This is a genomic window from Amycolatopsis echigonensis, assembly GCF_014174495.1.
GTDB lineage: Bacteria > Actinomycetota > Actinomycetes > Mycobacteriales > Pseudonocardiaceae > Amycolatopsis > Amycolatopsis echigonensis.
In genome coordinates, this window is record NZ_JACJHR010000134.1 from 1 (window position 1) to 13529 (window position 13529).

17 protein-coding genes are annotated in these 13529 nt (G+C 71.7%); 10 read left to right on the forward strand and 7 right to left on the reverse strand.

The genetic code is table 11. The annotated features are described in order from the left end of the window. The 4 genes from H5411_RS43555 to H5411_RS43570 all read right to left on the reverse strand — a co-directional run. On the reverse strand, positions 1-408 hold a 408-nt coding region (locus tag H5411_RS43555; protein WP_183127514.1), incomplete at its 3' end, for an FAD-dependent oxidoreductase. Beyond that, entirely contained in the window at positions 405-1199 is a 795-nt protein-coding gene (locus H5411_RS43560; RefSeq protein WP_183127515.1) for an SDR family NAD(P)-dependent oxidoreductase, read from the reverse strand. The genes H5411_RS43555 and H5411_RS43560, both read right to left, overlap by 4 nt. Further along, the gene (locus tag H5411_RS43565; protein ID WP_183127517.1) at positions 1192-2025 is read right to left on the reverse strand and encodes an SDR family NAD(P)-dependent oxidoreductase; all 834 of its coding nucleotides are present in this window, start codon (positions 2023-2025) and stop codon (positions 1192-1194) included. The genes H5411_RS43560 and H5411_RS43565 overlap by 8 nt, the downstream gene beginning before the upstream one ends. 23 nt (positions 2026-2048) lie before the next feature. Continuing rightward, positions 2049-2468 carry a nuclear transport factor 2 family protein gene (locus tag H5411_RS43570; RefSeq protein WP_101440560.1) on the reverse strand — a complete coding sequence of 140 codons (420 nt, stop codon included), beginning with the start codon at positions 2466-2468 and terminating at the stop codon, positions 2049-2051. 118 nt (positions 2469-2586) lie between these two features. Here H5411_RS43570 and H5411_RS43575 point away from each other — a divergent pair, with 118 nt between their 5' ends. Beyond that, positions 2587-3264, forward strand: a complete 678-nt coding sequence (locus H5411_RS43575; protein WP_101440559.1) for an IclR family transcriptional regulator — start codon at positions 2587-2589, stop codon at positions 3262-3264. 65 nt (positions 3265-3329) lie between these two features. On the opposite strand, the gene H5411_RS43580 is transcribed toward H5411_RS43575, so the two are convergent. Beyond that, positions 3330-3980 carry a response regulator gene (locus H5411_RS43580; protein ID WP_101440558.1) on the reverse strand — a complete coding sequence of 217 codons (651 nt, stop codon included), beginning with the start codon at positions 3978-3980 and terminating at the stop codon, positions 3330-3332. Next, complete coding sequence (locus H5411_RS43585; protein WP_183127519.1) at positions 3977-5188, reverse strand: sensor histidine kinase; 1212 nt, start codon at positions 5186-5188, stop codon at positions 3977-3979. Before H5411_RS43585 ends, H5411_RS43580 begins: the two co-directional genes overlap by 4 nt. Positions 5189-5356: 168 nt before the next feature. Here H5411_RS43585 and H5411_RS43590 point away from each other — a divergent pair, with 168 nt between their 5' ends. The 5 genes from H5411_RS43590 (at position 5357) to H5411_RS43610 (ending at position 10038) form a co-directional block, all read left to right on the forward strand. Then, on the forward strand, positions 5357-6805 hold the full coding sequence (locus H5411_RS43590; RefSeq protein ID WP_183127521.1) for an ArnT family glycosyltransferase: 1449 nt from the start codon (positions 5357-5359) through the stop codon (positions 6803-6805). After that, positions 6802-7431: a GPP34 family phosphoprotein gene (locus H5411_RS43595; protein ID WP_183127523.1), complete on the forward strand. Its 630-nt coding sequence runs from the start codon at positions 6802-6804 to the stop codon at positions 7429-7431. Before H5411_RS43590 ends, H5411_RS43595 begins: the two co-directional genes overlap by 4 nt. A gap of 79 nt (positions 7432-7510) precedes the next feature. Further along, positions 7511-8275, forward strand: a complete 765-nt coding sequence (locus H5411_RS43600) for an isocitrate lyase/PEP mutase family protein (protein ID WP_183127524.1) — start codon at positions 7511-7513, stop codon at positions 8273-8275. A gap of 10 nt (positions 8276-8285) precedes the next feature. Next, complete coding sequence (locus H5411_RS43605; RefSeq protein ID WP_183127526.1) at positions 8286-9296, forward strand: aminotransferase class V-fold PLP-dependent enzyme; 1011 nt, start codon at positions 8286-8288, stop codon at positions 9294-9296. Positions 9297-9351: 55 nt separating this feature from the next. Further along, on the forward strand, positions 9352-10038 hold the full coding sequence (locus H5411_RS43610; RefSeq protein ID WP_183127528.1) for a hypothetical protein: 687 nt from the start codon (positions 9352-9354) through the stop codon (positions 10036-10038). 48 nt (positions 10039-10086) lie between these two features. Here H5411_RS43610 and H5411_RS43615 read toward each other — a convergent pair whose 3' ends face one another. After that, the gene (locus tag H5411_RS43615) at positions 10087-11007 is read right to left on the reverse strand and encodes a ferritin-like domain-containing protein (RefSeq protein WP_312878743.1); all 921 of its coding nucleotides are present in this window, start codon (positions 11005-11007) and stop codon (positions 10087-10089) included. 134 nt (positions 11008-11141) lie between these two features. On the opposite strand from H5411_RS43615, the gene rimP reads away from it, so the two are divergent. The 4 genes from rimP to H5411_RS43635 all read left to right on the forward strand — a co-directional run. Then, complete coding sequence (rimP, locus tag H5411_RS43620) at positions 11142-11660, forward strand: ribosome maturation factor RimP (protein WP_101440552.1); 519 nt, start codon at positions 11142-11144, stop codon at positions 11658-11660. Next, positions 11657-12724 (forward strand): transcription termination factor NusA, encoded by a 1068-nt coding sequence (gene nusA, locus H5411_RS43625; RefSeq protein ID WP_101440551.1) that lies wholly within the window; start codon positions 11657-11659, stop codon positions 12722-12724. Before rimP ends, nusA begins: the two co-directional genes overlap by 4 nt. A 122-nt stretch (positions 12725-12846) precedes the next feature. Beyond that, positions 12847-13116, forward strand: coding sequence for a YlxR family protein (locus H5411_RS43630; protein WP_376772294.1), 270 nt, complete (start codon positions 12847-12849; stop codon positions 13114-13116). A gap of 89 nt (positions 13117-13205) precedes the next feature. Then, a partial coding sequence (locus tag H5411_RS43635) for a translation initiation factor IF-2 N-terminal domain-containing protein (protein WP_183127533.1) occupies positions 13206-13529 on the forward strand: 324 nt, incomplete at its 3' end.

The following is a 13529-nucleotide window of genomic DNA, read 5'->3' on the forward strand; positions in this document are numbered from 1 at the left end:
TTTCGGCACGTGCCCGCGCCAGACGTCCTCGACGCCCGCGCGGGTCAGGCCCGGCGTGTGCGCGTCGTGCGACACCTTCGCCGGGATCTCCGCGCCGAGCCCGATCAGCCATTCGACGGCGGGCCCGGCTTCGCGGCAGAAAGTCTTGAGCAGACCGGGTTTCAGCTGCCACTGGTTGAGGTCGAGGTAGTGCTGGAAGAACCGTTCCGGCGTGTCCTCGATGCCCAGTTCCCGTTGGACGCTCGTACCGGCCGCGGTGAGCATGCCCGCGGACAGCTGGGTCGAGCCGCCGAGTTCCTTCTCCGACTCGAACAGCAGCACCGAGGCGCCGTGTTCGGCCGCGGACACCGCGGCGGCCAATCCCGCGCCGCCCCCGCCGATCACCACGACGTCAGCGTCGACGCTCATCCGAGATCACCTCCGGTTCCGGCGAGAATGCGGTGGTAGAGACCGTTGGAGACGAGACCGCCGTCCACGGTGACCTCGCTTCCGGTCAGATAGGTGGACCGGTCCGACAGCAGGAACAGCACCGCGTCGGTGATTTCCCGGGGGTCGGCCATCCTTCCGGCGGGCACACTGTCCACAGCGGACTTGACGAACGCGTCCGCTCCGGCCAGCAGTCCGGTGTCGACCAGTCCGGGATGGACGGAGTTGACCCGGATCCGCCACTTCGCGAAATTGCCCGCGGCGGACTTCGACAATCCGGTCAGTCCCCATTTGCTCGCCGAGTACGCGGGGGAGAAGTAGCCAATCTGGCCGGAGATCGACGAGATGTTCACGATCGAACCGCCGCCCGAATCCCGCATCAGCGGCGCGGCGGCGCGCATTCCGTGGAACGGTCCGGACAGGTTCACCGCCAGTACGCGGTCCCAGACTTCCTCGGTGGTGTCTTGGAATTCCAGCCGCCGCGAGATCCCGGCGTTGTTCACGAGCCCGCCGAGCGAACCGTGCTCGGCGCGGATCCGGTCGAGCACGCGAGTCCACTGTGCTGGTTCGACTACGTCCATTGTGTACGGCGTGGCCGCGCCTCCTGCCGCGCGGATCTCGGCCGCGATGTGGTCTGCACCGGCGAAATCCGCGACGCAGACGTGCACGCCGCGTTCGCCGAGTGCGCGGGCGTGCTGTGCGCCCATCCCGTTCGCCGCGCCCGTCACGAGCACGACGTCCGGGTAGCGCACGGCTTCGGTGGCGTCAGACATGCCGGGAGCCGCCGTCGACCGCGAGGCTGTGCCCGGTCACGTAGCGCGAGCTGTCCGAAAGCAGGAACAGCAGCACGCTGCACACCTCTTCCGGCGAGCCGATCCGGTGCAGCGGCACCGCGTCGAGCGCTTTCGCCAGCGCGGGCGCGTCGTCCTGGATCCAGCGCGTCATTTCGGTGTCGATGTAGCCCGGGGCGATGGCGTTGACCCGGATGCCCTGGTCGCCGAGTTCCACCGCGAGCGATTCGGTCAGGTGCGCGACGGCCGCCTTCGAGCTGCAGTACGCCGCGCGGCCCTTGCGCACGCGGACCGCGGACACCGACGCCATGTTGACGATCGCGCTGCCCGGTTCCATCCGCGCGGCCGCGGCCTGCGCGCCGAACAGCACGCCCTCGACGTTCACCGAAAGCGTCGACCGGATCTGTTCCGGGGTGATGTCGGGAACCTTGGCGTACGGGAAGATTCCGGCGTTGTTGACCCAGAAGTCGATGCGCCCGAACTCGTCGATCGCGCGCTGGGCGAGCGCGACGTGGTCCTCGGCGCGGGTGACGTCCAAAGCGGACGCGACGATCCGGCCCGGTTTGTCCTCAAGGGACTCGGCGGCCAGTGCGTCGGTCAGTTCGCCGGCCGTGGCGGTCATCGCGGCGGCGTCGAGATCGCCGCCCACCACGTGCACCCCGCGGGTGGCGAGACCGGCGGCGAACCGCGCGCCCATGCCGCGGGCCGCGCCGGTGACCACGGCGACCTTGCCCGGCATCTCCGGGTAGCGCGCGGTCGCTGGCTGGTGCAGCACCCGGCCGGGGCCGGTGGGCTCGAGAGTGGTCATCTGGGTTTTCTCCTCGTTGTTTTTCAGGGCTCGCGGTGCACGGTGCGGCGGCGCACGCGCCAGCCGCCGGTGGTGCGCACGAGTTCGTCGTCCAGCACGGTGAGCCGGTGCAGCCGGGGCGAGCCGCCTTCCGGCGTCCCGACGATCTGCAGATAGGCGAGCGCTCGCAAGGCATCCGCGGTCTGTCCGGATCGGACCTCCACTGTGGACACCACGTGCCGCAGCCGTTCGCCCGACTCCGCGCACCCGGCGTGGAACCGTTCGGCGAACGCGGTCAGCGCGGCGGTCCCGACCGCGGGTTCCGGATAACTGGGCGACACGAACTCCCCGTCCGGGGTGAACGTGGCGGCCCAGCGCGCGGCCTGCCCGGAGTCGATGGCGTGGCTCTGGCGGCCGTAGAGCTGATGCACCGCCAGCACGTCCTCGATCGGGACTTCGCTCATTTCCGGTACCTCGATCCGCGGGGGAGTTGCCTCGAGCGGCAAACGTGCTATATTCGCACGCACCGTGCGATATGAAGGAACAGTAGGTCGCCGGACAAGCTGTCGTCAAGGGAGTCGTGTGTCCGAATCGGGGACGTCGAAGACGCTGAGCCACGGGCTTCAGGTGCTGGAGCTGCTGGTGGAGCATCCGCAGGGGCTCACGCTGACCGAGATCGCCGAGGGAATCGGCGTGCACCGCACGGTCGCGCACCGGCTCGTGCGCACGCTCGAGGCGCACCACCTCTGCCGGCGCGACCGGTTCAAGCGGATCTCGCTCGGCACCGGTCTCGTGCGCCTGGCCGAGCCGGTGGAACAGGACCTGCGCACGCTCGCGCGCCCGGTGCTGGAGGAGCTGTCGGACGCCGGCCGCGCGTCGGCGCACCTGGTCGTCCGCGAAAACGCCGAACAGGTGCGGATGCTGATGATCGTGGAGCCAAGGCAGGCGCGGATGCACGTGTCGTTCCGCAGCGGCCAGGTGGACCCGATCGGCCGCGGGTCGGCCGGGCTCGCGCTGCTTTCGGCGGAGCCGCCGGTGGAGGGCGAACGCGAGGAGATCGCCCGCGCCCGGACCCGGGGCTACGCGGTGTCGGTCGGGGAAATCGCGCCGGGGATCACCGGCATTTCCGCGGTGGTGCCGACCGGCCGCGACACCCCGGGCACGGCCATCGGGCTGTCGTTGTTCGAGGCCCCGGACCCGGACGAACTGGGCCGGTTGGTGGTGGCGTCGGCGCAGCGGCTGGGCTCGCTGCTGAAGTGACTACCGCTGGGCTCGTGAGTGTTGATCCCGGTGGGAACCGGGGCGCACACTCACGAGCCCCGGGACTAGCGGCCGACGAGCCCGGCTTCGTGCGCGAGCAGCCCGGCCTGCGTCCGGTTCGTGCAGCCGAGCTTCACCAGCATCCGCGACACGTAGCTCTTCACCGTCGCCTCCGCCAGATGCAATCGGCCCGCGATGTCCGCATTGGACAGTCCTTCTCCCAGGCAGGCCAACACTTCCCGTTCCCGCTCCGTCAACCCGGCGGTCCGGCGGCGGGCTTCGTCGTCGCGGCGGTGGCCGTCCGACGACAGGGCGACCAGCCGGCGCGCGGCCGAAGGCGACAACACGGTGTGGCCGTCCGCGGCCACGCGCACCAGGCCGATCAGGTCTTCCGGCGGCGTCGACTTCACCAGGAACCCGGCCGCACCCGCGCGCAGCGCACGGATGACGTAGGTGTCCGCGTCGAACGTCGTCAGCGCCACGACCGCGGGCGGGTCCGGCAGCGCGCAGATCCGCTCGATCGCGGCCAGCCCGTCCACGCCGGGCATCCGCAGGTCCATCAGCACCACCGAAGGCCGGTGCCGGACCACTTCCTCGACCGCCTCGGCGCCGTCCCGCGCCTGCGCGACCACCTCGATGTCGCCGGCCGAACCGAGGATCGTGCGCAGATGCGCGCACACCATCGGCTCGTCGTCGGCCACCACGACCGTGATCACCGGGCAGCACCTTCCGTGGTCGGGACGTAGGCGGGCAGTATCGCACCGATCTTGAACCCGCCGCCGGGCACCGGCCCCGCCTCGAAGGTGCCGCCGACGAGTTCGACCCGCTGGCGCAGCCCGCTCAGCCCCGCGCCGGAGCCGCTGCCCGCGAGCGCCGCGTCCGGCGGCCGGGTCGCGCTGGTGTTCACGACCGCCACGTCCAGCCCTTCCGGGTGGTAGCGCAGCGAAACCGTCGCCGAGCAGCCGGGCGCGTGCTTGCGGATGTTCGTCAGCGCCTCCTGCACCACGCGATACGCGGTGCGCGCGACGGTCGGCGACACCGAAGTCCGGTCTCCGGTCACGGCGAGCTCGGTCGCGATGCCGACCGCCGCCGATTCGGCCACCAGGTCCGCCACCTCGCCGGGCAGCGGCGGATTCGGCACCGGCGGTTCGATCCCGGTGCCGTTCCGCAGCACGCCGACCAGGTCGCGCAACTCGTCCAGCGCGTGCGCGCCCTCGCGCCGGATGTCCTCGGTCGCCGACTTCACCGACGGATCCGGCGACGTCACGCCGAGCGCGCCCGCGTGCAGCACCATCAGGCTCAACCGGTGCGTGACGACGTCGTGCATCTCGCTCGCCAGCCGCCGCCGTTCCGCCGCCAGCGCCTGTTCGGCGAGCAGATGCTGTTCGCGTTCCGCCCGTTCGGCCCGATCGCGCAACGAACTCAGCAACTGCCGCCGAGCCTCGAAATACAGCGCCACGGCCACCGGAAGCGCGGTGCTGAGCAGCCCGAACGGCGTCGTGTTCCACGCCGGGTTCCACGGCCGCGTCGCCAGCAGCGCCAGGAATCCGGCGATCCACAGCAGTCGTCGCCGGTCCAGTTGCCGGACGAGCTGCGCCAGCACGATCGGCGTGATCGTCGGGACGGTCATCAGCGTCGGCTGGTGGGTGGGCACGAGCAAGCCGGGGGAGAAGAGGTCGGACGCCAGCATCGCCAGCGAGGCCGCGATCAGCAGACCGGCCACGCCGTTCGGGAAGCGCGCCAGAAGAAGGAGGGACGCGTCGCAGACGAGCTCCAGGACCAGCGTCGCGTACGGGCCGAGGAAGCCGGTGGTGGGCTCGGAGGCGAGGAAAAGCCCGAAGTCGAGGCAGCCGAACGCGAGCGCGGCGCCGACCAGCCAGAGCCAGTCGGTCGACCGCGGCCAGGAACGGCGCGTGCTGGTCACCCGGCCACGGTATCCGGTCGCCGGTCCGGCCGCGCCGGATCCGCACCGCCCGGATGCCGGGTTGCCGCCGAAAGTTGCGGACCGGCCGCGAGCGATCCACTTTCGTCGCCGCGAGTCGCTACCGACCACGCTTACGCCGCACCCTCCCGCCGCGGTGGACTCGACGCCATGACGAGCGAGGGGATCCGGACCGCACCGCCGTTCGCCCGGCTGCCGGTGCTGGCGGTGGCGGCGGCCGCCGTCGCGCTGCTGGTCGCGACGAGCACCCGGTACGCGCACGGATTCGACGAGCTGTACTTCCTCGTGGCCGGTCGAGATCACCTGACCTGGGGGTATTTCGACCAGCCGCCGCTCGTTCCGCTGCTGGCCGGCACGCTCGACCGGTGGTTCCCCGGTTCGCTGGTCGCGTTGCGGCTGCCGATGGCGCTCGCGGCCGGCGCCGGGGCAGTGGTGACCGCGCTGACCGCCCGCGAACTCGTGGGCGGTCGCGCGGCGCAGGTGATGGCGGCGGGAGCGTACGCGACTTCCGGGCTGATGATCATCAGCCACTGGGTAGCCACGTACGCGCTGGACCCGTTCTTCTGGACGCTCGTGGTGTTCCTGCTGGTCCGCTGGACCCGGACGCGCCGCGACGGTCTGCTCGTATGGGCCGGAGCGGTCACCGCGGTGTCGCTGCAGACGAAATTCCTGATTCCCGCGTTGTGGGGCGCGGTGCTGGTGTCCGCGCTCGTGCTCGGGCCGCGGAACCTGGTGTCCCGGCCGAAACTGTGGCTGGGCGCGCTGGTCGCCGTCGTGGCCACCCTGCCGACGTTCCTCTGGCAGGCCACGCACGGGTGGGCCTACACCCGGATGGGCGAAGTCGTCGCGGCCGAATTCCCCGGCTACCTCGCCTTCGCGCGCGACGGTGTGCTCGGCGCGGGAATGGGAATCGGCGTGCTGGCGCTGCTGTACGGGATGTGGCGGCTGTTCCGTTCGCCCGACCTGGTGCCGTACCGGTACCTCGCGGCGGCGTTGCTGCTGGTGGTCGCGGTGATCGTCGGGACGCACGGCCGGTCGTACTATTTGATGAGCCTGTATTCGCTGCCGTTCGCCGCCGCCGCGACGGAGCTTTCGCGACGGAATCTGGTGCGGTGGTGGAAGATTCCGGTCGGAATCGCGTTCGTCCTTTCGGCTGCGGCCACCGTTGCCGGGCTGCCGGTGTGGCCGGCGTCGACGAAAGCGACGTCGTTCGGGCCGTTTCCGCTCGGCACCGTGTTCGCGCAGGGAGAGACCGCGCAACAGCAGCTGGCGGACGGGGTCGGGCAGGCGTATCAGTCGCTGCCCGAGCCGATGCGCCGGGAAACCGCCGTATACGGGGAAATCTACCCGTTCGCGGCGGCCGTGGAGTACTACGGGCCGCGCTACGGGATCAATGATGTCTACAGTGGACACCGAGGCTACTGGTATTTCGGCCGGCCGCCGGATTCCGCGCGAAACGTGCTTTTCGCGGGTTTCGATCCGGCGTTGCTGCGTCCGTACTTCTCTTCGGTGACCGAAGTGGTGCCCGGGCTGATGTGGCTGTACACCGGGCGGAAGCAATCCTGGGAAACGATCTGGCCAGAGGTGAAGAAACAATGAGCGATTCCTTGCCCGCGCGAGCGTATTTCCTCGCCTGCGATCCGGACGGCGGACCGGTCTCCCGCCGTCCCCGGGCGGCCCTGCTGGTCCGTGCCGCGGCGGTGACCGACCTGGTGCTGCGCGGCAACCTCCGCGACGAGCGCGGCCACGCTGAGCCGACCGGCGCCGCCCCGACCGGCGACCTCCTGCTCGACGATCTGCTCGCCGACCTCCGCGCGCACCGCCCGGCGTCGTGGCGGGCGTTGCTGCGCCGCGGCAAGAACGACACGCTGCAGTCGCTGGAAACGCAACTCTCCGCGGCGGGGCTGCTCGAGGAGGGCAGCAGTTCGATCTTGCACCGCAAGGTTTTGGAGCCTTCCGACCCGGCGCGAGTACGCGACGCGCACGCACGGCTCGACCACGCCCTGACCGCTCCGCTGTCCGAAGTGGACGCTTCCGACGCGGCGCTGGCGGCACTCGCCGGGGCATCGGGAGCCGGGATGTCCCGGTCGGACGCGCGGCGCCACTCCGGCCGGCTGAAGGAACTGGAACAGCTCGCCGGACCGGTGGTTCCGGCGCTGCGCAAGGCCGTAGCCGGTCGGCGGGCCGCGCGGATCGCGGCGTTCTCCGGCGGTTCCGGCGGCTGATGCCGGGCCGTCGGCCAGCCGAGGGGGCTGACCGACGGTTCGGCCGCCGCCGAAACGTGGACGTCGTACCGTGGCGGCCATGACCTCCTTCGCCGCGCTGCACGTCCCGGGCCGTCCGCTGTTGCTGCCGAACGTCTGGGAGTTCGGCTTCGCCGCCGCTCTCGCCGACGCGGGCCACCCGGCGGTCGGCACGACCAGTCTCGGCGTCTCGGCCGCCGCCGGGCTCGCCGACGGCGCCCCGGAGTCCCGTGCCGCCACCGTCGCACTGGCGAAATCGCTGGCGCCGCTGGACATCCTGGTCAGCATCGACCTCGCCGACGGGTTCAGCGCCGACCCCGCCGAAGTAGCGGACCTCGTCGCGGAACTCGCCGACGCCGGGGTCGTCGGCGTCAACCTGGAAGACGGCCGGGGCGACGTTCTCGCCCCGATCGTCGTCCAGGCCGCGCTGCTGGCGAAGGTGCGCGAACGGGTCCCGGGCATGTTCCTCAACGCCCGCACCGACACGCATTGGCTCGGCACCGGCCCGGTCGCGGACGCCGTCACCCGGGCGCGCGCGTACGCCGAAGCCGGCGCCGACTGCGTCTTCGTCCCCGGACTGCACGATCCCGCGGGGGTGACGGAGCTGGTCGAAGCGGTCGACGTGCCGGTGAACCTCCTGTACCTGCCCGGGAAAGCCACTTTCTCGGAATTGGCTTCCCTGGGCGTGGCGAGGGTCAGTCTCGGCTCAACGCCTTACCGCGTGGCACTTTCCGCCGCACTGGCCACAGTGGACTCCGTCCGGGAAGGGGCGGAGCTGCCGGTGCGGCCGCCGTCGTACGGGGATGTCACGGCCTTGCTCCCGTAATCTGGACTCCATGATCTTCGGAGGAAGCACCGACTTCGCTGTCCCCGCCGGATACCTCAACACGCCCAGCATCGGGATCCCGCCGGCGCCCGTCGCCGAAGCGGTCGACGCCGCGGTCGGCCGGTGGCGCACCGGACAGGACACCCCGACGGACTTCGACGAGGCGGTATCCCGTTCCCGCAGCGGGTTCGCGCGGCTCGCCGGGGTCCCGGCGGAGCGGGTGGCGATCGGCGCGTCGGTGTCGCAGCTGGCGGCGAACGTCGCCGCCGGGCTGGCCCCGGACGCCCGGGTCCTGGTCGCCGAGGGGGAATTCACCAGCGTGACGTTCCCGTTCGCGGAGCGGGCGAACGTCACCGAAGCGCCGCTCGCCAAGCTGGCGCAACACGTCGAAGGCCACGACCTCGTCGCGGTCAGCCTCGCGCAGTCGGCCGACGGCGCGCTCCTCGACACCGCCGCGCTGCGGGCCGCCTCCGAAGCCGCCGGCGTGCCGGTCCTGATCGACGTCACGCAAGCCGCGGGCTGGCTTCCGCTGGACGTCGCGTGGGCGGACTGGATCGTCTGCGGGGGCTACAAATGGCTGTTCTCGCCGCGCGGCTGCGCCTGGCTCGCGGTGCACCCGCGAGCCCATGAACGGACCCGGCCGGTCGCCGCGAACTGGTACGCCGGCGACGATCCGTGGTCCTCGGTCTACGGAATGCCACTGCGCCTGGCCGGAAACGCTCGCGCGTTCGACCTTTCGCCGGTGTGGCTGGCGCACGTCGGCGCAGCGGAAGCGTTCGGCTACTTGGCGTCACTGGATCTCGCCGCGGTGCGCGAACACAACGCCGGCCTGGCCGATTCCCTGCGCACCGCGGCCGGACTGGAGCCGCAGGGGAGCGCGATCGTGGCGCTGGAGGCCGATCCGGCGCGGATCGCCGAAGCCGGGGTCGTGGCGAGCGTCCGCAACGGGCGGGTACGGGTCGGTTTCCATCTGTACAACGGCCCTGACGACGTCGAACGCGTTCTGCGCGCACTGGGCTGAGCGCGCTGGGCCGAGCGTCTGGGGGAGCGCCGGGGCGGTGAACTACGGTGTTCGCGTGTCCCATCCGCACTTCACCCCCGGCGTCCCCGGTCCTTCGGACACGGCCCCGATCCCGGCCGTGCCCGCGCAGCCGGGCCCGCCCCCGGGGCCGCCGCCCGGGCCGTCGCGCAACCGCGCCCTGCTGCTGCGCGGCGCCGGGCTCGTGGCGATCGCCGTCGTGGCCGGGCTCGTCTGGTACCTGATCCGGCACGACAGCACGCCGCAGCAACCGGTCGCCGAATCCCCGGCGACGACCGCGAAGCCCGCCTTCGACTACAAACTGGCCGAAGGCCCGGTCAAGGCGACCGACTGCGCCGCCAACGCCTATTCGGGCGCCAAGAAGTTCTTCCAGGACAACCAGTGCACCTCCCTGGCGCGGGCGCTGTACACGGTGCAGTCCGGCGACGCGAAGGCGCTCGTGTCGGTCGTGCTGGTGACCATGCCGGACGCGGCGAAGGCGACCGAGCTGAAACAGCTCACCGACCAGGACGGCACGGGCAACGTGAGCGACCTGGTCCGCGACGGCACCTTCCACGACACCGACGCCCCGAAGCTGAGCGGCGACCAGGCCGTGTACGAGTCGAAAGCCAGCGGCCCCGAGGTGACGATCGTGCTGACCGACTTCTACTACGGCCACCACGACAAGCCGCTGCTCGAGCAGATCGCGAAGAACGCGCTGAAGCTGTCCGGCAAGCTCCGCTGACCGTTTCGCGAGCGCGCAGGCCGGTCCCGTCCGGCCTGCGCGCTTTTCTTATGCGGGCTGCCCGGGGAGTGCGACCGCGGCGGGCTTCTGCCCGGCCTCCTGCCGCCACGGCATCCCGCGCCGCGCCGCCGCGATCAACGCCTGCAACGCCATCCCGCGCAGCCCTGAATCGTCGGTGTGCGTGAGCACGGCATGCCAGGCCGCCGCCGTGTCCGCCTCCGCGCTGGCCACCAGCGCGGCAGCCGAAGCAGTGTCCGTGACCGGCTTAGGCGGCACGTACGCCGCTTCAGGCGCGACCGGCGTCGCCGACGCCGAAGTGATCATCTGCGTGACCACGTCCCGCCGCGCGGTGTGCTCCGTGCGGCCACCCTTCACCGCGTCCCCGAAATCACCCGGCAGGTACGCCGTCACCAGCCCGTACACCCACAACGACGCGTGCTCGGCCGCCAGCGCCTTCTGCAGCGGATCCACCGCTTCCTTCGGCACCGACGCCGGCGCCGCCGCGGCTTTCGCGTCGGCCCCCGGCCCGAGCTCCGGCGCGACCCGCTGCAGCCCGGCGCACCCGGCGGCCACCGACGCGACGAGCCCGGCCCGGTACGCCGGCAGCGCGGGCACCAGGTCCTCGGCCTGCTTGCGCGCGGCGGCGAGCCGGTCCTTGAACCCGCCGAGATCGGCGGGCGCGGGCGGGGCGGTCTCCGCCTTCTTCGGCCGGTTCAGCCGGTCCACCTCGGTCTTGAGCGCGGCCGCCTGCGCGGCTCTGGCGTCGGCGACCTGTCCGGCCGCGTCGCCGCCGGCGGGCAGCTTCCTGGCCGCGGCGGCGTCGGCCTCGGCCATCGCCAGCAGCGGGGCCAGCGGATCGGGGGCGTCGTCGTAGCCGCCCGAGCAGGCGGCGAGCGGCACAGCCGCGGCGACAGTGGCGCTCAGTGCGCCCAGACGCAGCACGGCGCGCCGGGAGAGGTCTGCGGTCACGTCGGCCCATCCTGCCAGGCCCCCCGGGTGCGCCGCCGCTCGCGCGTCTTCGCGGGGGCGCAGGATAAGCTTGACCTTCACCGACCACAGCCGTGACCAGCCCGCGTCACGACGGCCGAACAGGAGTGCTCCACGTGCCCAACGAACTCGCCAGCCGGCTGGAGCCGATCGTGGCCGAAGCCGTCACGACCGCGGGTTTCGACCTCGACTCGCTCGAGGTGCAGCAAGCCGGAAGGCGACAGCTGGTGAAGGTGGTCGTCGACTCCGACGACGGCGTCGGGCTGGACGAGGTCGCCGAGGTCAGCCGCACCGTGTCGGCCGCCCTCGACGAGAACGAGCACGTGCTGGCGAGCGCCTACACGCTCGAGGTCACCTCGCCGGGCCTCGACCGGCCGCTCACCCAGCGGCGGCACTGGCGGCGCGCCCGGTTCCGCCTCGTCAAGATCACGCCCGTCGAAGGCCCCGCCTACCTCGGCCGCGTCGGCCACGCCGGCGAGAAGAGCGTGCGCGTGCTCGTCGACGGCCGGATCAAGGACGTGTCCTACCAGTCCGTCGCGAAGGCCGTGGTGGAAGTCGAGTTCAAGCAACCGCCCGCCGAGGAACTCAAACAGCTGACCGCGGACGAGAACGAGAAGAAGGAGGAGTCGAAGTGAACGTGGACATCGCCGCGCTGCGGGCGATCGAACGGGACAAGGACATCCCCTTCGACACGGTCATCGAGGCCATCGAGACCGCGCTGCTCACCGCGTACAAGCACACCGAGGGCCACCAGCCGCACGCCCGGATCGACATCGACCGCAAGACCGGCCTCGTCCGCGTGCTCGCGCACACCCTCACCTCCGACGGCGAGGTCGACGAGGAATGGGACGACACGCCCGAGGGCTTCGGCCGGATCGCCGCCACCACCGCGCGCCAGGTCATCCTGCAGCGGCTGCGCGACGCCGAGCACGAGAAGACCTACGGCGAGTTCTCCGCCAAGGAGGGCGAGATCGTGGCCGGGGTGGTGCAGCGCGACGCGCGCGCCAACGCCCGCGGCATGGTCGTGATCCAGGTCGGCGACACCGAGGGCGTGCTGCCGCAGGCCGAACAGGTCGCGGGGGAGTCCTACGAGCACGGCACCCGGATCAAGGCGTTCGTGTTCGGCGTGTCGCGCAGCAACCGCGGCCCGCAGATCATGCTGTCGCGCTCGCACCCGAACCTGGTGCGCAAGCTGTTCGCGCTGGAGGTCCCGGAGATCGCCGACGGCACCGTCGAGATCGCCGCGGTCGCCCGCGAACCGGGGCACCGGTCGAAGATCGCCGTCCGCTCCACCATCCCCGGCGTCAACGCCAAGGGCGCCTGCATCGGCCCGATGGGCGCGCGCGTGCGCAACGTGATGAGCGAGCTGGCCGGCGAGAAGATCGACATCATCGACTGGTCCGACGACCCGGCGAAGTTCGTCGGGAATGCATTGTCGCCCGCGAAGGTTGTTTCGGTACGTGTCGTGGACGAACGCGCCAAGACGGCGAGGGTCGTCGTGCCGGACTTCCAGCTGTCGCTGGCGATCGGCAAGGAGGGCCAGAACGCCCGCCTCGCCGCCCGGCTCACCGGCTGGCGGATCGACATCCGCAGCGACGCGGCCCCCGCTGAGCCCGCCGGACCGGCCGGTCCCGCCGGGGGTGAGCAAGACCACGCCGGCCAGGCGCGGCCCGCCGCGGCGACCGGTTCGGCCGACTGAAGGTGCAGGCGCTAGACTCGACAACGGTTCAAGACCCGCGAAGGGCTACTGGGGACACCCCCGACCTCCAGCGTCACCGGCATTCGCCGGTGCGCACGTGTGTCGGCTGCCGGAAACGGGACTTGACCGGAGAACTGCTGCGCGTGGTCGCGGTGGACGGGCGAGTGGTCGTCGACGAACGTCGGCGGCTGCCGGGCCGGGGTGCGTGGCTGCACCCGGGGCCGGGCTGCCTGGCCAAAGCCGAGCGGAAGCGGGCGTTCCCCCGGGCTCTCCGGGCCCAGGGCGCGCTCGAGACCGCGGAGCTGCACGACCACGCGGCGTTCGCCGCGGACGACGACGCCGGGACACCCCCGGGGTCGCGAGAAACAAGGAAGCAGGTCGACCCGTCATGAGTCAGCCGTGAAGCTGAAGCCATGAACGCGCGACGATAAGGACGAGGTCAGCGGGATCCCCGCCTGGCCTCCCCTAGATGAGGAGAGCTGTGCCAGGCAAGGCCCGTGTACACGAGCTCGCTAAGGAGCTCGGCATCACCAGCAAAGAAGTACTCGCCAAGCTGAAGGAGCAGGGCGAGTTCGTGAAGTCCGCGTCGTCCACCGTCGAGGCGCCCGTCGCCCGCCGGCTCCGCGACGCGTACCCCGCCAAGGGCGGGAAGAAGCCCGGTCCCACCCCGGGACCGCGACCGGCTCCGAAGCCGGCCGCTCCGCAGCAGCAGAGCGCCGCTCCGCAGGCCCCGGCCCAGCCGGCCGCCGCGCAGCAGCAGCAGGCCCCGGCCGCGAAGCCGAGCCCGCAGGCGTCCAAGCCGGCC